General features: G+C 69.0%; 17 protein-coding genes and 2 pseudogenes. 8 read left to right on the plus strand and 11 right to left on the minus strand.

The window, feature by feature from the left end; genetic code table 11:
* Positions 1-2,082 (minus strand): telomere-associated protein Tap (gene tap, locus ABT300_RS16130; protein WP_351675655.1); only part of this gene is annotated, 2,082 nt, incomplete at its 3' end.
* A gap of 132 nt (positions 2,083-2,214) precedes the next feature.
* Between tap and ABT300_RS16135 the strand changes: the two genes are divergently transcribed.
* Positions 2,215-2,991 carry a hypothetical protein gene (locus ABT300_RS16135; RefSeq protein WP_351675657.1) on the plus strand — a complete coding sequence of 259 codons (777 nt, stop codon included), beginning with the start codon at positions 2,215-2,217 and terminating at the stop codon, positions 2,989-2,991.
* A gap of 154 nt (positions 2,992-3,145) precedes the next feature.
* A pseudogene (locus ABT300_RS16140) lies at positions 3,146-3,292 on the plus strand (thioredoxin-disulfide reductase); the annotation flags it as partial.
* A 171-nt stretch (positions 3,293-3,463) separates the two neighbouring features.
* Here ABT300_RS16140 and ABT300_RS16145 read toward each other — a convergent pair.
* Genes ABT300_RS16145 through ABT300_RS16155 form a run of 3 tightly spaced genes read right to left on the minus strand, consistent with a single transcriptional unit; the run spans position 3,464 to position 6,022 of the window.
* Complete coding sequence (locus tag ABT300_RS16145; protein WP_351675659.1) at positions 3,464-4,240, minus strand: helix-turn-helix transcriptional regulator; 777 nt, start codon at positions 4,238-4,240, stop codon at positions 3,464-3,466.
* A 52-nt stretch (positions 4,241-4,292) separates the two neighbouring features.
* Positions 4,293-5,612, minus strand: a complete 1,320-nt coding sequence (locus ABT300_RS16150) for a MalY/PatB family protein (protein ID WP_351675662.1) — start codon at positions 5,610-5,612, stop codon at positions 4,293-4,295.
* Positions 5,606-6,022 (minus strand): RidA family protein, encoded by a 417-nt coding sequence (locus ABT300_RS16155; protein ID WP_351675665.1) that lies wholly within the window; start codon positions 6,020-6,022, stop codon positions 5,606-5,608. Before ABT300_RS16155 ends, ABT300_RS16150 begins: the two co-directional genes overlap by 7 nt.
* Positions 6,023-6,716: 694 nt before the next feature.
* Between ABT300_RS16155 and ABT300_RS16160 the strand changes: the two genes are divergently transcribed.
* Positions 6,717-6,968, plus strand: a complete 252-nt coding sequence (locus ABT300_RS16160) for a hypothetical protein (protein WP_351675667.1) — start codon at positions 6,717-6,719, stop codon at positions 6,966-6,968.
* 409 nt (positions 6,969-7,377) lie between these two features.
* Entirely contained in the window at positions 7,378-8,673 is a 1,296-nt protein-coding gene (locus ABT300_RS16165) for a M20 metallopeptidase family protein (protein ID WP_351675670.1), read from the plus strand.
* A 160-nt stretch (positions 8,674-8,833) separates the two neighbouring features.
* Here the strand turns inward: ABT300_RS16165 and ABT300_RS16170 are convergent, their stop codons facing one another.
* The 4 genes and pseudogenes from ABT300_RS16170 to ABT300_RS16185 all read right to left on the minus strand — a co-directional run bounded on the left by ABT300_RS16170 (position 8,834) and on the right by ABT300_RS16185 (position 12,547).
* Positions 8,834-10,744 carry a helix-turn-helix domain-containing protein gene (locus ABT300_RS16170; RefSeq protein ID WP_351675672.1) on the minus strand — a complete coding sequence of 637 codons (1,911 nt, stop codon included), beginning with the start codon at positions 10,742-10,744 and terminating at the stop codon, positions 8,834-8,836.
* The gene (locus ABT300_RS16175) at positions 10,741-11,001 is read right to left on the minus strand and encodes a hypothetical protein (RefSeq protein WP_351675675.1); all 261 of its coding nucleotides are present in this window, start codon (positions 10,999-11,001) and stop codon (positions 10,741-10,743) included. Before ABT300_RS16175 ends, ABT300_RS16170 begins: the two co-directional genes overlap by 4 nt.
* Before the next feature lie 765 nt (positions 11,002-11,766).
* A pseudogene (locus ABT300_RS44500) lies at positions 11,767-11,937 on the minus strand (helix-turn-helix domain-containing protein); the annotation flags it as partial.
* A gap of 64 nt (positions 11,938-12,001) precedes the next feature.
* Complete coding sequence (locus ABT300_RS16185; RefSeq protein ID WP_351675677.1) at positions 12,002-12,547, minus strand: RBBP9/YdeN family alpha/beta hydrolase; 546 nt, start codon at positions 12,545-12,547, stop codon at positions 12,002-12,004.
* Positions 12,548-12,669: 122 nt separating this feature from the next.
* Here ABT300_RS16185 and ABT300_RS16190 point away from each other — a divergent pair, with 122 nt between their 5' ends.
* Together ABT300_RS16190 and ABT300_RS16195 are read left to right on the plus strand one after the other, a co-directional pair.
* On the plus strand, positions 12,670-13,125 hold the full coding sequence (locus ABT300_RS16190; RefSeq protein WP_351675680.1) for an Lrp/AsnC family transcriptional regulator: 456 nt from the start codon (positions 12,670-12,672) through the stop codon (positions 13,123-13,125).
* A 239-nt stretch (positions 13,126-13,364) separates the two neighbouring features.
* Positions 13,365-13,655, plus strand: coding sequence for a hypothetical protein (locus ABT300_RS16195; RefSeq protein WP_351675683.1), 291 nt, complete (start codon positions 13,365-13,367; stop codon positions 13,653-13,655).
* 104 nt (positions 13,656-13,759) lie between these two features.
* On the opposite strand, the gene ABT300_RS16200 is transcribed toward ABT300_RS16195, so the two are convergent.
* On the minus strand, positions 13,760-14,593 hold the full coding sequence (locus ABT300_RS16200; protein WP_452992761.1) for an alpha/beta fold hydrolase: 834 nt from the start codon (positions 14,591-14,593) through the stop codon (positions 13,760-13,762).
* A gap of 63 nt (positions 14,594-14,656) precedes the next feature.
* Between ABT300_RS16200 and ABT300_RS16205 the strand changes: the two genes are divergently transcribed.
* Both ABT300_RS16205 and ABT300_RS16210 read left to right on the plus strand, forming a co-directional pair.
* Positions 14,657-15,112: a MarR family winged helix-turn-helix transcriptional regulator gene (locus ABT300_RS16205; protein ID WP_351675689.1), complete on the plus strand. Its 456-nt coding sequence runs from the start codon at positions 14,657-14,659 to the stop codon at positions 15,110-15,112.
* Positions 15,113-15,185: 73 nt separating this feature from the next.
* Positions 15,186-15,659: an NUDIX hydrolase gene (locus ABT300_RS16210; protein ID WP_351675692.1), complete on the plus strand. Its 474-nt coding sequence runs from the start codon at positions 15,186-15,188 to the stop codon at positions 15,657-15,659.
* A 139-nt stretch (positions 15,660-15,798) separates the two neighbouring features.
* Here the strand turns inward: ABT300_RS16210 and ABT300_RS16215 are convergent, their stop codons facing one another.
* Positions 15,799-16,116, minus strand: a complete 318-nt coding sequence (locus tag ABT300_RS16215) for a hypothetical protein (protein WP_351675694.1) — start codon at positions 16,114-16,116, stop codon at positions 15,799-15,801.
* Positions 16,117-16,600: 484 nt separating this feature from the next.
* Complete coding sequence (locus tag ABT300_RS16220) at positions 16,601-17,248, minus strand: dihydrofolate reductase family protein (RefSeq protein ID WP_351675773.1); 648 nt, start codon at positions 17,246-17,248, stop codon at positions 16,601-16,603.
* Between the last annotated feature and the right edge of the window lie 860 nt (positions 17,249-18,108).

An 18,108-nucleotide genomic window follows, 5' to 3' on the forward strand; every position in this document is an offset into this window, starting at 1 on the left:
GCCGCCCTTGATGTGGCGGGCGGGGTTGTAGCCCTGCTCCATGAGGTCGACCGCCCACAGCATCGACTGGACCCCCTCCAGCTTCGCCAGGCCCGGCGAGGGCCCGAGACGGAACCCGCCCGGCTGCGGCTTGCCGGAAGCGGCGTACGGCAGGAAGTGAAGCGGGCTCTCACCCGGCGAGGGGTAGACGACGCAGTCGGAGAGCACGGCGAGCGGGTACAGGCCCGTCATCGTGGCCATGTTGCGCAGCTTGCGGTGCATGTTGACGCGGGCCTTGGAGATGACGGCGGCGCGGATGTCGGGCCGCCAGGTCGGCCGCTCGAGGGCCGGCCATCGCTCGCCCTCCTTGTACTTCTTGCCCTGCGGGCGTTCGCGGAGCTTGCCGATGCCGCCCTTCACCGTGGCCTTGATCGCAGCCAGAACGGCCGCCATGGCCGGGTCGGCGTCCTTGTGCCGCTCCATGGCCGCCAGGAACTCGGCGGCCGTGAGCTCCTTGGTGACGCCGAGGTCGGCGAGGGTGTCGACGTACGCCTCCTTCAGCCTGTCGTGCCACGGGTCCAGGTACGCGCCGGTCTCGCGGCGCAGGTAGGCCTCGAGCGGACGGACGTTGTAGCCGAGCTCCTGGGCGTAGGCGACGGTGTGCGTCTGGTACCAGGCAGGCCCCGTCGGCCGGGCGCCGTCCGGTGTGAACGGCGAGGGCAGGCGCGGGTCGACCTGGATGTGGGAGAGGTCGACCAGCCAGGAGCCGGGGATCTTCGGGTTGAAGGTCGGGTGGTGGAAGTGGTCGGGGGCGGACAGGCCGACGACCAGGCGGGCCGCGGCCGCGAGGAAGGCGGTGTTGAGGTCCAGGCCGACCGCGTACGGCAGCGTGCACTCCTCATCGCTCAGCAGGCTGACGTCGCGCACCCACTGATAGGCCTCCTCATCAAGGAACCCGCCCGTCCAGCCGGAGTCCACGACGACCGGGTGCTCGGGGGTGGCCTCCGGCGGCGCCGGGTCCATCGGCTCCGTGCCCAGCGAGCCGGGGTTGTGGCCGGGCACCCAGTTCCCGGTCGCCTCATCGCGCGCCGCGCGGGTGGGTGGGCGCAGCGCGGTCATCAACTCCAGCCCGGACACGGCCGTTGATCCCCGCGGGGTGATGACCCGCTGGGCGTACACACCGAGCACGCGGGCGACGTCGGCCGGCTCCATCTCGCTCACGCCGGGCCAGGCTCGCTCGTCGAGGGCGTCCCAGGACAGGATGGCGAGCTGCACGCACTGCCGCTCGCGCCCCTGGGCCTTGCGGTAGATCCTCGCCCACGGGCCGAACCCGCGTTGGGTGAGCCGCCACTTCGCCTTCACCACCTGCTCGACCACCGGATGGTCCTCGGGAAGACGCAAGGAGCGGCGCTGCTCGTGGCCTTCCAGACGCTCCGGCAGCCCGAGCTTCACGGCGGCCGCGGCGGTGAGGACGATCAGCGGATCGGAGTCCTTGCCGTTGCGGTGCAGGGGCGGTGCTCCGAGGCCGGACTCGTGCAGCGTCCACTCCACCAGTTCCGGGACCGTGGCCGCCGGGCAGTCCAGCACGATCCCGTCCACGCCGTACGCGCAGCCGTCGCCGTCCAGGACCGCGAGGGGGCCGTGCGGGAAGCGCGGGTCGGCTGCACGCTGCGCCGCCTTCTTCGTTGCCGGATTCGCCGGACGCCGCGATGCCGCAGCGGGTCGGATGGCGGGGCGCGCCGGCGCGGCAGCAGCCGGAACGGCGGGGGACGCACCCGCTTCGGCAGACGCCGTGAGTGCTGTGAGCGTCGCGGGCACTGCGGCGGCAGCCGAGGCTGCCGGAGCTGCGCCGGGGGCGGGGTACTTCGCCGCCCATCCGTTCAGCAGCCGCTGGTAGGCGTCCAGGCGCGGCGACTTCGGCTCGCTGCGGCCGTTCTCCCAGTTCTTCACCGACTGGGTCGTGGTCTTCAACGCGGCGGCGAGGCGGGCCTGGGTGATGCCTGCGGCCTCACGAAGCCGGGCACGCTCCGCCGGAGGCGGCAGGTGCGGCTCCTCGTTCAACAGGGCGTCGACGGACGCGAACAGCTCTTCCTCAGATGCCATGACCCTGCACCCTCACTCCAGACAAGCATTGCTTAACCACCAACTTATCCCGTTCCTTAGCCCTCCAGTGCCTCTGGCGGCTGCGGGTCGCAGAGATGAACCCCGTGATGCGGCGCCTCGCAGGGAGTGTCAGTGGGCAGTGCGATGCTGACGTCGACAACTCCGCTCACGGTGATCAATGGGGGGCCGATGCCCGGCGAAGGATCAGGGTCTGACTTGTCCTCGGTAGGCTTCGACTCTGCTTGGTGTGCCACTGACCTGGGCGACTACCGGCCCTGCCGCTACACGTATGAGTACTACCCTTACGAGAGTCTGCCGCATCTCGACTCCACCGAGTTCACGGGTGCCTTTCAACGGCTCGGTGGTACCGGCGAAACTGTGCCCGAACAGGTCGCGGCGCTTGATCGCTTGGCGGAGAACCTTGCGGCCCAGGGTTTGACGCTGCCTCGGGACTTCGTCGCCTTCCAGGCCGACTCCAAGCTGCATGGCTCGCTGGATGAGGTCTCGGTGACCGGCTGCTGGACCGATGTCTCAGAGCCGCTGCCCAGTCCGGTCGAGCCCGGTGCCTGCCTCGTGCGATTCCTGCGGGATCAACAGGACTGCGTCATCTGGTACCTCTACCTCCGTCCTTCGGGTGAGGCGTTCGTGGTGCACTCCTATCTCGACTACGAATACGAGTACGAGGCACGGCGCGATGGGGAGGAGAGGGACACCGATCTCGACGATCCGGAGGAGCAAAGGGCCGCCATCCTCTGGTGTGCACCTTCGTTCGAGGAGTTCGCCCATCGGTTCTGGATCGAGAACCGTCTGTGGCATGCCCTCAACGGCAATGACCTTTCCGGACTTGAGCCGCAGGTGCGTGACTACTTGCGCCACTACGCACCGTACAAGGGCGTGTTTCAGAAGTGACCACCGTGACCTCGTTGATGCCCAGGTTCGATGCGTGAACGGTGGCGGTCGTACGTGGGTTCAGCGGCGGGCGACAATCGTCGGGTGACTGCAGCGGGGTGTGTCCTGGTGCGCGACCTGCGACGGCTTATTCTTCCGCGGCCGCACGATCGCCGTGGTCGGCGGCGATTCGGCGCTGGAGGAGGCGACCCTCCTCAGCCGCTTCGCCGAGAGGTGTACGTCATCCACCGCCGCGACAGCCTGCGTTGCCACGAAGATCATGCAGGAGCGGGCGATCGCCGACGAGAAGATCGAGTTCGTGTGGAACAGCGCGGTCGTCGCCATCAACGGCGAGGACCGCGTCACTGGCCTCTCGCTGGCCGACACGGTCACCGGTGAGCGCACCAGTCGGGGGACCGGGATGTTCCTCGTCCTGGCCCTCGTCCCGGTCCTCGTCTCCCAGTCCTCCCCGCTGACGCGGGTCAGGGGCCTGTCAGGCGGACTCCTCGCCCGTGCCGCTCAGCTCGTTGAGATAGTTGTAGATGGTGAAGCGGCTGACCCCGAGCGCGGTGGCCGCGGTTTCGGGGGCCTGCTTGACCAGAAAGAATCCGCGGCGTTCCAGCTCGGCCACCACCTGGAGCTTCTGCTCCTTACGCATCCGTTCGACCGGCACGCCGACCGAGCTGATGGCCGCGTCCACGAGCACGTCGCACAGCTCCTCGACGCTGCGCGGGAAGGACTCCCCTTGACGGGCCGCGGCGGGCGGCCGGGCCGGTCCTCCCGGAACCGAGGGCGTGGACGCGGCCGGAGGCGTCGAAGCGGCCGGAAGCGTGGACACGTCGTGCCCGAGCACGAAGCGGTCCAGGGCGGACCTCAGTGACACCCAGGCCGACACGTCCGTGTTGAGGCACAGCGCTGCCGCGGGGCGGCCGTCCGCGTCCGTGTAGATGATGGTCGTGCTCTGCAGGACGCGCCCGTCCGGAAGCTGGGAGCGATAGCCGATCTCGTGATGCAGTTCGCCTGCGGCGATGCGCTCGAGCAGCTTGTCCGTGGGAGGGTCCCCGACGCGCCGGCCGGTGACGGCCCCGGCGATCGCCCGGACGGTGTTCGGAATGCGGCGCAGATCGTGCAGCACCACTTCGGTCGGCTGGAGCACCGCCGCCTGGAGAGGGGCGACGAGGAGCGCGAGCACGCGGTTGACGCACTCCGCGTCCATCCCCTCCAGCTCCGCCGGCGAGGGGAGCATGGAACTGCTCGACACCGATTCCATACGTCCCACCGTCCACTGTTCGGAGTCGGAAACCAGCTGGGCCACCCGGAGACTACTCAGCTCCCGCAGAGTGCTGAACGATACCGGGGCGGGCGTCCCCGTGAGTCAGCGCCTTCCCCATGCGGCTGACCGCCTCGGTGAGGACGGTCCGAGAGGTGGCGAAGTTCAGGCGGACGTGCCCGGCCCCTCCGCTTCCGAAGATGTGACCGGAGGACAGGGCCACCCTGGCATGGTCCAGGAACAGCCGGGCGGGCCCGGCCAGCTCGGTGACCGTCGCGATGCCCGTCGAGTCCTCCTCCGGTGTGAGGCCGAGGGACCGGCAGTCGAGCCAGGCGAGGTAGGTGCCCTCGGGCCTGGTGTACCCGACGCCGGGCAGGTGCTCGGCGATCAGTTCGCCGAGCAACGCGCGGTTCGCGTCGAGCCCTGCCACCAACGCGTCGAGCCACTCGTCTCCGTGCTGGAAGGCCGCCGTGTGGGCGATGACACCCAGATAGCTGGCGCCGTGGTGGACCTCCTCGGGTATCCGGCGCAGATCGGCTGCCGCCTCGGGCCCTGCCACTGCGAGCGCCGCCTTGATGCCGGCGAGGTTCCAGCCCTTGGTCGCCGACATGAGCGAGAAGGCGTTCTCCGCCCCGGGCACGCTCAGATACGGCGTGAAGGTCGCGCCCGGCAGCACGAGGGGGGCGTGGATCTCGTCCGCGACGACGCGAACGCCGTACCGGCGCGCCAGCTCCGCCACGACGGTGAGTTCCTCGGCGGTGTGGACCGTCCCGGTCGGGTTGTGCGGATTGCTCAGCAGGTATGCGATCTTGCCCCCGCCGCTGCGCTCGCGCGCCCGCCGGAACGTCTCCTCGAGAGCTTCCGGACTGATCCGGAGGTCCGGCCCGAGCGGAGCCTCGAGGACCTGGCGGTCGTCGTGGGCGATGAAGGCGTAGAAGGGTGCGTACACAGGGGAGTTGACGACCACAGGGTCGCCGGGGTCGGTGATCAGACGCAGCACCTGGACGGCGCCCATCATCACGTCCGGGATGACGGTGACGCGGTCGACCGCCACTCCGTCCCAGTTCCAGCGGCGTGAGGCGAAGGCGGCCAGCGACTCGGCGAACTCCGTTCCGGCGGGGTAGCCGGTGTCGCCCATCTCCACGGCTGCCCGTATCGCGTCGGCTATCGCCGGAGCGAGCGGGACGTCCATCTCCGCCACCCACAGGGGCAGGACGTCGGCCGGATGCGTGCGCCACTTCATGCTGCGCCGCCGGCGGAGCTGCTCGAGCGAGAGCTGCTCCAGCGGGTTCGGGCATGCGCCGGTCGCGGCGTCGGCGTGAGCGTCGGCGCCCGGGGAGCCTCGCCCGGCGGTACCGGTCTCGTTCAGCATGCGATCACCATCTCGATCTCGACACACGCACCGAGGGGCAGGGACGCCACGCCGAGTGCGACACGCGCGTGACGCCCTCGCTCACCGAGTTCCTCGAGCACGGCCTGCGATGCCGCGTTCACGACGGCGGGCGCGTCGGTGAAACCTTCCCCGGCGGCCACATAGCCGCCGATCCGGGTCACGGACCTGATCGCGTCGAGGGAGCCGAGCTCCGCCCTGGCGACGTCGAGGCAGCGCCGCGCCGCCAGGGCCGCCGCCTCCCGTGCCTGCTCCAGGGAGACGTCTCGTCCGACGGCGCCGGGATGCCGTAGGCCGTCGTCGCTGATCGGCAGCTGGCCGGAGACGAAGAGAAGGGCATCGGTGCGGACGGCGCGCTCGAACAGGGCAGTCGCCGGGACCGGCTGGTTCATGAAGACCTCCATGGGCGAGGCTGAGCATCGGTGCCGGCTTCACGCACCGTGCACTCAACACAGAGTTGCAAGTTTCGCTCCAGCTGACAAGAGCTGCACGCGCTGTTGAAAAAATCGGTCGCCCGCCCCAACTTTTTTGCAGGTCACGAGGGCGTCCAGAAAACCGGTTCGCAACCATGCGTTGACAATAGGCCACGGTGAGTCCCACGATCTTCAACCGCGCGTTGAAATCGGCTGGGGGAAGTCGATGCCCAGATGGGGGAGTCGGTTCGACGAGGGTCCGACGGGTTCGGTCAGGCCTCACCGGCGGTGTCCAGGACGATGCGGAAGCGGGGGCTCCGGAGCGCAGCCGGGTGACCGCTTCGCCGGCCCGCGCCAGCGGCATGCGTTCGATCATGGGCCGTATGCCGGTGGCGACGGCGCACTCCATCGCCTCCTCCGTCTCGCGGGCACTGCCGGTCAGGTGCCCGGTGAGCGTGTGACCGTTCATGACGAACCGGGCGGCGGGAACGGTCTCCGACCCCGCGTCGACAAAGGGGGAGCGCCACGCAACGGACTTACGGGGGATTCACATGCGCAAGAGGAGCAGGGTGGGTGCGGTGCTGACCACCGCCGCAATCGCCGTCGCCGTGGTGGGAGCCGGCACGCCATCCGCCGGGGCGGCCTGCGGGGGCTGGCAGAGCGGTGGGCGCTGGTGGTGCAACAACGTTTCGGGGCGCCCGTCTACGGCACGATGGGAGCGAGCACGCAGTACCCCCACCCCGACGTGATCGTCGGCTACATGTACTCCAACCCCAGTTGGTTCGACTGCAAGATGGACCGTCAGGCCTCGGTGGGCGGACCGCACCCGACGCGCTGGGAGTTCACGAAGGCGGACGACGGACAGTGGGGCTGGATGAAGGACACAGCGATCTCCAGCGAGACGAACCCGTTGCCCAACTGCTGAGTAGGCGTGCGGGCCTGCGGGGTCGGACATCCCCTTCGCGACCCTGTATCGCCCCGGCCCCGGCTGAGTTGAGGATAAGGCAGGGCGGGCTGGACGGCGCAGACGCGGCCAGGGCCGGGGCGTACTCGCCCTGGTGCCCATGCGCGTCCGCTCCGCAGACCCGCACGACGCCGACGATGCGGCCTTGCTCGATCCGAGGTGACAGCGGCCCCCTGATGGGGTTATCCCCACTCCCAAGTGGTGGCCAGCCTGATGGGCAACGGCATGTGCGGGCGGCAATCGTGTCGTAGTCAGGTTTTCCGCTGATCTGGCGACGACGGTCCAGAGGACCGTGTCGAGAGCCGACTGCCAGTCAGGTCTTCGGAAGGCCACCTCAAGGGATCATGAAGGGGGAACAGTGGATCGTCCCATGGAGCGCTCTCCCGCGCGCCGTACCCTGCTGGCTGGTGCGGCGGGGGCCGGTGCGGCAATCGTGTGGGGAGCTGCGGGGAGGGGCGTCGCCGGAGGGTGGGGGCGTCCCGCGGGGCAAGCGGCGGTGGACGCCGAGGCGGCGCGTCTGAAGCAGCGGCTGATTCGGCTGCGGCGGGACATCCACCGACATCCCGAAGGGCCTGGTCAGGAGCAGCGCACCGCTGCTGTGGTGGCCCGGGAGCTGCGCGCGGCGGGGTTGAGGGTCACCACGGGGGTGGGCGGCCACGGCGTCGTCGGGGTCCTGAGGGGCTCGCGCCCGGGTCGGACCGTCGCCTACCGGGCAGACATGGACGCGGTGCCGCCCACGGACATCGTCGGGGGAGGCCCGGCGCCGGCCCATCTGTGCGGACACGACATCCACACCGCAGTGGCTCTCGGCGTTGCTCAGGTCCTGGCGAGGCTGCGGCAGCAGCTGAGCGGAACGGTGGTCTTCCTCTTCCAACCCGCCGAGGAGGCACTGTCCGGCGCCCGCGCGATGATCGACGCGGGAGTGCTGGAGCGTACGCGCGTGGAGGAGATCCACGCGCTGCACTGCGGACCGTTCCCCGTCGGCCGGTTCGCCGTCACCGCAGGCTACGGGCTGCCCGGTCAGGACAAGGCGGAAGTGACGCTCTCCGGGCCCGACGCGCCCGACGCCGCGCGACGACTGGCCGCCGAGATCGGCGCGCTCGCAACGGTGACACCGCCGCAGACTCCCGCGGACCTGGAGCGGATGGTCGCCGACGCCCAGACCCCCGACGGGCCGCTGGCCCGGTTCGTGGCCATCCGGGCCCGAGCGCAGGAAGCCAAGGTGAGCGTGTCCTACCGCTGCTGGCCACAGGAGCGGTACCCGGAAGTCCGCGAGCACATCCGCCGCCTGGCCACGTCGTACCCAGGCGCCGGTGTGACGTTCCCCGCCGAGCCGTTCCCCGCCATGGTCTGCCCAGAACGCGACGGCCTCGTCCTCGCCCGCCACCTGCGCCGCACACTCGGTCGAGACGCAGTGACCAACCTCCACGCCGCCTTCCCGCCCTTCAGCGGCGAGGACTTCGCCCTCTACCTGAACCGCGTCCCCGGCACGTTCACCTTCCTCGGCGTCCGCGCCCCCGACGCCCCCATCACCCACAGCTACCCGCACTACCCCGACTTCGCCCCGGACGAGCGCGCCATCGGCCTCGGCGTACGGGCGATGGCAGGCTGGCTCGCAGAGCGAACCCGCAGCATGCCGGACCTGCCCGGCAGATCCGGCGACTAGAGAAGTCCGTCAGAGCGCCGAGTCGCGCCGGCCGCGTTCCGCCCGAGAACATACAGCGACGGAGTCGCTCCCCGGATCGGCGTGACTGGTGAGCTTTGGCGGTCGGCAGGCAGGGGGAGACCGGATCGGTCTCCCCCTGCCTGCCTCTTCGGCTGACGGTTCAGTTGGGGGTGGGCACGGTGTGGACGGTGACGGGGAGGTTGGTGCGGTTGCCGTGGCGGTTGATGCCGAGGCGGCCGGTTGCGGCGGGGACGGCTTCGTTGCCGAGGGTGTAGAGCTGGTTGGTGACGTCGTAACGGTTGGGTGTGAGGCCCTTGGTGTTGGCGGTGGCGGTGTGGATGGCGGTGGTGGCGGTCAGGACGGCGTCGTGGGCGAGGACGGGCCAGTAGCTGCCTTTGAGGTGGTCGGCGGGGAAGCGCAGGCCGTGGTGGTCGGAGACGAAGGCCTGGACGAATCCGGTGTAGAGGCCGTGGTCGCGGTTGGCGGCGGCGGCGAGACCGGCAGGGGAGGGGAAGGACGCGTACATGAGGGTGATGGGGGCCTCGGGGTCGTGGAGGGCTTTCATTCCGGGGTCGAGTGCTGCTGCGTCGGATCCGGTGACGACGGTGATCGGCTTCTTGTAGCAGCTGCGGTGCCGGAGGGCTTCGAGGAAGGTGGGGAGGTACTTGGCCCGGGCGGCGTAGTACACGACGTCGATGCTGTCGGCGCCGCGGCAGAGGTTCTGGCTGATGCTGGGCATCGCGGCGTCGGCTCCGCCCTGCGGGCTGAAGGGGAAGTCGGGGGAGTCGTCGTCCAGGTACTTGCTGAGGGAGGGGATCGTTCGGAAGCCGTGGTCGAGGGATTTCGTGTAGAGGTCGCTTCCCCCGGTGGGGGTCACGTCGCTTCCGATCAGAGCGACCGTGTGCGGGCCGGTGTCGAGTTTCCTTCCGAGGGCGGTGAGCTGGTCCCTGTTCGGCATGGCGATGCGGACGAGGCCGTTGATCGGCCCGCGGGGGTCGATGGCGCCGGTGCTGTCGAACCCGTCGGCGGTGATGAGGTCGGCGACCATCGGAATGCCGGCTTTGCTCAACGCCCGGGCGGCGTCGACTGACTGCTGCTGGCTCAGGCCCATCCCGACCACCGCCACGAGTCCCTTCTCGGCTTTCAGGCCCTCGACGGCGTGTTCCCACCGTTCCTCGCCGCTGCCCATGTTGGCCAGGACGAGACGGATCTTCGGGTGGCTGTCGCTCTCGTTCGCCCGTTCGACGGCGGTGTAGGCGCCTTCGATCTCCCCGACGAACTGGTCGAGCGTCAGGTCCTTCTGTTTGCCCTGCGAGGTCAGCGGCGCCAGGAATCCGATTGTGACGTAGTTGCCGTCCTTCACCGTCTGCCGGTTCTCCGCGTCGAGAGCGGTGAGGACCGGCTCGAGGCCGCTGCCGAAGACCCCGGCGCCGTCCTGGCCGTCCGTCACGCCGGTGCATTCCCCTGCATGCGTCATCAGGGACGTGTTCCTGCTGCCGCAGTGCTTGCGCTCGAATGCTTCGTCCTGCACCCGCTTGTCGTGGTCGCGCTGTGCCTGGACGTGACGCGTGTGGATCTGCCATCCGCCGATGGCCGCGGCCAGCACCATTGCTGTCGCCGCTGCTCCGCAGGCGACCAGACCCCGGCGGGTCCTCACCCATCCGCCGGCTCGCTGCCGCCACCGCCCGCCGGGTTCCGACGGCGGCACCGGCGGGGCGCTCGGGGCGGCGTCGGGCTCCACCGGCGCCGTCCCCTTCCTGACGGCGGCCCAGGCCCGCTCCCACTGCTGGAGCCCCTCGCCCGTCACACCGCAGGCGGTCACGTAGGCGGCCACGAAATCCCAGTCGGGGAGATCATCCGCTTTCAGCGTGGTGCTGACCGTCGGAGACGTCAGCCGCTTCGAACCCTGCCGGTCCGTCTCCACCTCCAACTGCTTCAGCGTGATGCCCCTGCGCTCGCGTAATTCCTTGAGCGCCTGGCGGAACTCCCGCTGATCCGCGATCCGCAGCGGGTCGGGCACCTGGCCGCCCGCGTCTCCCGCTCCCGCTGCGTCCTGAGTCTGCTCGGTCACTGGGCGCCGCCCGGGGACGAGGCGGTCAGACGCTGCTCGCTGAGCCAGGAGCCGATCTGCGCCGCGGCGGCGCCGGCGGCCATGACCATGCCGAGAGCGGTCGTGACGGACTGCCCGCTCGAGACGCAGACGACGACCACCACCAGAATGACGGTGAAGACGGTGATGCGGTGTCCGGGCGTGAGAGCCGTTCCGCACAGAACCTGAGATGAGGGTGCGGGCTGCGGGGGTGTCCTTCGGTAAAGACGCAGAGACATGACGGGCTACCTGCCTTCCTGGGCGCGGCACACGTGCCGACTTGAGAACTCCGCTTCCGGTTACCGGCCGAGATGCGGAGTGAGGTGTCTGGATCTCATTGTTTGTCTCTGCGGAACCGAAACAACCCGGTTGGCGTCATCGGAAATAAACCGAACAATCACGCTCAATTAGTGGTTCGTTCTTTCATTTTCCGCTCGTTCGAGCGGCTCGTTCCAAGCACCTTCCAGCCAGCCGCCGAGTCGCCGCTGTGCTCCTCGTCCAGCCCCCGAAGTCCGTGTGCTGCTCCAGCGGCGAGGCGTGCCTGGTTTCCGAACGAGCCACCCGAACTGCGCATCTGCCGTTCAGGTCCTTCGGAACGTCCGAAGGATCTTGCGATAGAGCCATGGTGATGGTGACCTGGTGCTGTGAGCGGCTCCGGCCGCGCGTCCTCAAGATGCCGAACTGCCTTCCTGGGCACAGCAGCGCATCGACAGGGGCGAGAGAGAGGGGGCTCCTGTTACCGGCTGGAGCCCCCTCGTCGTTCTCGTCGTCGCCTCCGATTCAAGGAGGCTCCGACCTATTCGGAATGGCCGCCGCTCGGAGAGGCATCTTCATAAAATACAGCGGCGAAGTGCTGCGTCGTCACGGACTCACTCTCTGTGCGGCTATCCTGTGTCGGATTGGACAGAGACTCATTCGGGAATTGTTTTCCTGCCGAGCGGCAGATGAAGCTGCTGTTCGGGATGGGCCCGCACCCGGACGCCGACCGGGTGGAGCGCGAGCCAGCGGTCGAGGAGTCCAAGGTCGCCATGGCGGCGGAAGCGGTTGACCCACTTCGACGCGCACGCGCGAGAGATTCCCGTCTCTGCGGCGACGTGGGCGATCGGGCGGTTCTGGCAGCGGTCGATCAGACGGCGCCGCCCTTCAGGAGACAGTGGGGCGTTGCGATGCGACAGGCACGGGCTTTTTGAGCAGGGTGAGGGCCGGCGTCGACGCGGGGGGCCTCCGTGTCGGATCGACTCAGCAGTCGACGAGCATGCGAAGGAGTTCCAGGCCCGCCGGCCAGTCACCGAGGTCGCTGTCGGCGTTGATGTGGCCGTGGCGTCCGATGAGGCGGCCTGGCGCCTGCCACTGGTGCGCGAAGGAGGCTGACGTCGTCGGGTCGCAGTATGCGTCGTCGTCGCTGGCCACCATCAGGCTTGGGCACGGCAAAGGGCGAGCGGACAGGCCCAGGAACGTCGATGCCGCCTCGTGTGGGAACGCCGGTCCCCGGGGATCGGGAGGCGCGACCAGGAACGCGGCCACCGCGTCGGGTCGCGCCTGCTCCAGCCAGTGCGCAGCTGCCCAGCAGCCAAGGCTGTGAGCCACCAACGCCACCTGGCTGTCACGCTGGGAAGCGATCTCGTAGGCAGCCTGGATTGCGGCAACCCAGTCCGGCAGGTCCGGCCGGCTCCACGAGGCCGGTGCGATCCGGACCGCTGAGGGCCCCCATCGCTTCTCCCACAAGCTCTGCCAGTGCCCCTCATCCGAACCGTCGATCCCAGGGATGATGACGTACGCGACCATCGCCTACCGCCCTTCCAATCGTGCCCCTCACACATCGCGGGGCCCCTTGGGGCGATTCTCGACGGACCAGCGGCAGGAATCGGGCTCAGCAAGCGATCTCAAAGAAAGTGGGGGTGACAACGATGGAATCACTCGACGAGATCGACCGCGCCATCCTGGAACTGCTCCAGACCGACGGCCGGCTCACCGGAGCCGAGGTCGGACGCCGAGTCGGGCTGTCCCAGCCGGCAGCCAGCGCCCGCATCCAACGCCTGGAGAAGAACGGGATCATCACCGGCTACCGTGCCGTCGTCGCCCCAGCCGCAGTCGGATTGAACATCCACGCCATCGTCCGGCTACGCACCACCCACTCGCAGCTGTCCCAAGCACTCACCCTTGCCGCCCAGACTCCCGAGGTCATCTCGACGCTTCGTGTGACTGGCGAGGACTGCCTGCTGTTCGACGTGCACTGTTCTCACGCCGAACGCCTTGAACAGGTCGTGGACTCCCTCGCCCGCTACGGACCGGTCACCACCTCACTCGTCCTGCGCAGCTACCCGCCCAAGTCGTTGCCATCGGCATCGTCAACAACGTCCTGACCCGCAACAGCCAGGACGTGCGCCTCAGCATCCCGAATCGCCCGGACTGACAGCCGAGGCCGGGAGAAGCTTCACGTCGGGTCGTGCGCGCAGCCCGCGTCCGCGGTGGATCGTCAGATCCCGGTGCACTCGGCTTCTGAATTCACACCTCCGGACGGCGGGGGGCCTCCCTTCGGAGGGCGCTCAACAGGATCGAGAGGCGGGTGATGTCGGTCGTTCGTGCGTGGCAGTCTTGGGCGATGAGATCCTGCAACTCCTCCACCGAGGACGGCCTACGGCATCTACTCAACGCGTGGGACCCGATCGGTGTGGCCGACGATGTGCAGGACGAGTACGACTGCATGCTCGCTCCTTTGCTCCAGCGGCTCCGCGCCGGTGCCGATCGGCCTGAGATCGGTGACTTCCTGAAGCACGAGCTGGAAGATCATTTCGGTCTCGGCCCTCTGGGGTTGCCGCCAGACGCGATGGCCGTCCGCGTGATCGACTGGTGGACGTCGACCGGGGACGCGAGCACCGCCACCGGCAAGTGATCGACGCGATCGCGTGGGAATTCCAGACCGGGTCGCGTGGGTGCACCCGCTCGCACCTTCCGCTGGTCCGCCAGGTGTGCGGGTGCTACGGCTCCCGCGGGTTGTCAGTTCAGGAAGGCCAGCAGCCGGTCGTTCAACTGCTGGGGCTCGGTGAGCGGCAGAGAGTGATGGGTGGCTCCTGGCAGCACTGCCACCTCACCCTGCGAGAGCGACTTGCGGGCTCGGTCGGCGACCTTGACAGCGTTGTGGGCGCGGCTGTGTTCCGCGAGCAAAACCAGGACCGGCATGAGCAGGTCGGCGGTCCGCGGACGGGCACCGCTGACCAGCTTCCGACCGGGGACGGTGGTGGCCAGCGAGTAGAGGCGCTGCCAGGTCTCGTCCGGGTGTGTGCCTGCCGTCTCCCAGGCCAGGAAGGCGCGGGCGCGCGCCTCGCTCGGGCGGATCAGAGTGGGCAGCGCGCGCAGCAGGTAGCCGAGACGGAATCCGGTGAAGACCTGGGTGGGGTCTATGAGGGCGAGGTGGTCCACCCGCCGCGGTGCGTGCAGTGCATACCTGGAGGCCAGCCAGGCGCCGTACGAGTGACCGCACAGGTGCGTGCGGGCGAGCTCGAGACCGTCCAGCAGCGCGTCCAGCCACGCCGTCAGATCGTTGACGTTCTTCAGTGGCGTCCCTCGCCGTTCGGTGCGGCCGGCGTCGCCCAGGAGATCCACCGCGTGGACCCGGTATCGCTCACCCAAGGCGGGCGCGTTGGCGAACCAGGTGAGGCCTGTGGCGGAGCCGCCGGGCAGCAGCACCAGTGGCCTGCCGTCCGCCGGGCCGTACACATGAACCCGGGTGCGCCCGTACGGCGTGGCGACGTCGCGCTCCTGTGTGGACTCGGGCCAGCGGGCGCGGAGTTCGTCGTAGGCACGGTCGAAGGCGGGCAGGGGCACGGGCATTCCTCTCGCCGGGCGATAATCTCGTTCAGCGAGATATTACGGGAACGTCTTCGAGGAGTGGGCATGGATGATCAGAGCCCGGTGATGGGTCTGGTGCACCTGCTGCGTGCGGTCACCGTGGAGTTCGACCAGCTCGGCGCCGAGTTCGCCGCACGCCACGGGCTGCATCCCACTGATGTCCGCGCGCTGATCCACCTGCTGGACGCGGCCCGCGCCGGTACACGGGCCACGCCTGGATGGCTCGGCGAGCAACTTCGCTTGAACTCTGCTGGGACCACTGCCCTGGTGGATCGGCTGGAGCGGCTCGGACTCGTCCGGCGCGGCAGGGACTCGGCTGACCGGCGGCGCGTTCTGCTGGAGGTGCAGGAGAAGGCCACGGAACTCGGGTGGGCGTTCTTCGGCCCGGTGATCGGCGAGGTGGTGGCGGCCGCGGAGGGGTTCGAGGCGGGCGAGTTGGAGACGGTGCGTCGTTTTCTGACTGCGGTACTGGAATCCGCCGGGCGGGCGGGGGCGGGCTGAAGGACTCCGCTCCGAGTTCGTGGCACTGCATGGATTGTGGACGTCGGGATAGGGTCCGGTGGGAGGTGCGGGCATGAGTATGCGGCTGGCGGCGTACGCCGTGTGCATCGAGGGTGCGCAGGTGCTGCTCGCCCGTAACGTGCTGGCCAACGGCGAGAGCAACTGGAGCCTGCCGGGTGGCAGGGTCGAGCATGCGGAGGATCCGTTCGACGCGGTGATCCGGGAGGTCGCGGAGGAGACCGGCTGCGACGCGGTGGTCGAGCGCCTGTTGGGTGTGGACTCCCGGGTGATCCCCGCGGCCGAACGTGCGGTCCCCGGCGGACCCGAGCATCAGAATGTCGGCGTCTTCTACCAGGTTCGTATCACCGCAGGCCAACTGCGGCCGGAGCCGAACGGAGGGGTCGCTGAGTCGGCCTGGACTCCGATTCCCGATGTCGCTTGCCTGCGCCGGTCATCACTGGTCGACATCGGTCTTGCCCTGGCTCAGACGCTTCCGGCGACCGGCCACGTCGCCGCCGTCCCGGTCGGCGGTCTGATCCAGCACTGAGGCCTCATCGACATCCGGGCCGACCCGCAGGGCGGTGATGATCACTGATCTTCGGCCCTGGCCGTCGACGCCGGGCCGCACGCATTGCTCCGCGGCCCGGTCCCGGCTCGTCCCTGCGTGTCGCTGTGACCCGAGGGCTTCATTCCAGTTCGCTCACCACGCCGTCCGCGTCCATGACCCAGCTTCCGCTCTCGACGCCGTACACCTTCTTGTCGTCGAGCCATTTCCAGGACATCTGCTGCAGCATCTGGTTGGGCCTGCGTTCCCAGACCGGCTGGTGGTCCCAGCCCTCGACCCGGATCATCAGTTTGTCGGCGCCCGGAATCGCCTGGTAGAGGTCCGGAACGGAGAAGTGCAGCACCGGTCCCAACTCCACAGCCGTGTTGGCCGTGGTGTCGTGGTCTCCGTAGACGATGCACACCGGCACAGCGGTGCCGAGCGTGGAGCCGTACGGCACGGTGCTCGTGTTCCAGCCCCACCAGTAGGAGTTGCGCCCCGCATGACGCCGTCAGGCGCCCCTGCGGTGGTGCCGCCCCACTTCTGGCCGAGGCTGTCGCAGTCCATGATGGTCTGCCACACGTGACCGGCGAGTTCCTTGTCGCTGACGGTGGCCTGCAGGCTCGCCTTGCTCGTCAGGTTCATCGGGAAGCCGAAGACCGCGGGCGGCTTGGACTCGGGCTGCGTCGGCAGTCCCGGGAGGCGGGGCGAAGGGCGCCTCGGGGTGTGTCGACCAGCGGCCGGCCGGGGGAGAGATGGGCGCGAGAAGGAACATGCCCGCCACGTCCCCGGGATGCTGCAGCGCGTACGGGCCCATGACGAACGAGGCCGCAGACCAGCCGACGAACGATCGGCGGGGCGCACCCGGGGGAGGGCGCCCACCACAGCGTCTGTCTGCGGCGCTCGCGTCCGACCGTGCCGAGGTCACCGCGCGGCTTCTCGTGTCATCTACGCCAGAAGAGGTGGTGCGTCACGCCACTCGGGCTGGGCACGATCTCCATGTGGAACCGGTCCAGCAGGTCTTGCGGCGAGTCCCACAGGCGCAGGCCCGATCCGAGCTTCACCGGTGAGACGACCACGTGCAGGGTGTCGACGAGGTCGGCGTCCAGGAACTCCCGGATGGTGGTCACGCCGCCGCCGAGCCGGACGTCCTTGCCGTGCGCGGCCTCCCGTGCCTGCGTGAGAACGGTGGCCGGGTCGCCGTCCACGAAATGAAACGTGGTGTCGGAGAGCGTGAACGACGGACGCTTGTGGTGGGTCAGGACGAAGACCGGCGTGTGGAAGGGCGGCTCGTCACCCCACCAGCCGCGCCATTCGTGGTCGCGCCACTCGCCGCGCTGGGGTCCGAACTTGTTGCGGCCCATGATCTCGGCGCCGATGTTGTGGCTGAAGTCGCGGGTGAAGTAGTCGTCGAGGCCCCGGCTCCCCCCGGGCTCGGTGCGGTTTGGCCAACTCGCCGTGGCGCCGGCCCAGGCGAAGAGCTTTCCCGGATCGATGTCGTGGCCGAATGGCCGTTCCAGGCTCTGGTCCTCGCCGGCGGCGATACCGTCGCTCGAGACGGTGAAGTTCTGCACTCGCAGCAACTGTTCCACGTGTTCCCTCATCAGGTTCTGTCGCCTCCTCGTACGGGCGATGCGTCCTACATCAGGATGTCGAACGGGACGTGGCGGAATCGACAGCGGCACCCGAGTTCTTCCGAAGCGTGCCCCGCGCGACCGTTCGTCTGCGCCATTCGGCGGCATCCCGCCGCTCACTGGAGCGGCACGGGGGCGCGAGCCCTGGGACCGTCGGTCGCTCGCTTCAATGATTCCGTCGGCCGGGGCAGCGGTACGCAGGGCCGCCTCGCCCCGGCGGTCGCTGGTCACACCCTGGGCGTCGACATGTCAGCCCCGGCATCTCCGAAAGGACTGGTTCTGAGACGGAGCGCCGCTGCGGTGAGCGGCACCCGTGCGTGTATGCCGGCTTGATGCTGGTGCGCGATGCTGAATCATCACCTGTCTTGAGGCTGGGCCGGTCGTCGCCGACCGCACAGGTGTGGTGGGCGAAGGCTCGTATCGGCTCTGTCGGCCCGAGTCCGAGCCTCTGCGCTTGTGGCGCATGCACTGGTGGAAGGCGGTGGCATCGCCGCCTTGCGGGTGTCGGTGGCCGTGATCGCATGGGAATAGCGCGGCAGGCATTGACGACTGCGATGGGATGTCTATCATCCAGAGAGTCGAATTGACGACCTAGGCTCGGCATTCGAACGTGCGGTAGGAGTCCGGGGCGCCCACCGCCCCGGCTCTCGCGCGGCAACGCAAGCGACGGCTCCCCCACCGCACCCGTACGGTCCGTACCGGTAAGGCCCTTGCTTCCCGCCGGCGAGCACGATCGGTGTCTCCTCGCGTGCTGGCAAGGCCGTTGACCAGCCTTGGAGTTCGGCATGTCTCCCGTCTCCCCACGCAGAGGTCACGGA

The organism is Streptomyces sp. NPDC001027 (genome assembly GCF_040299045.1).
Classification (GTDB): Bacteria; Actinomycetota; Actinomycetes; order Streptomycetales; family Streptomycetaceae; genus Streptomyces.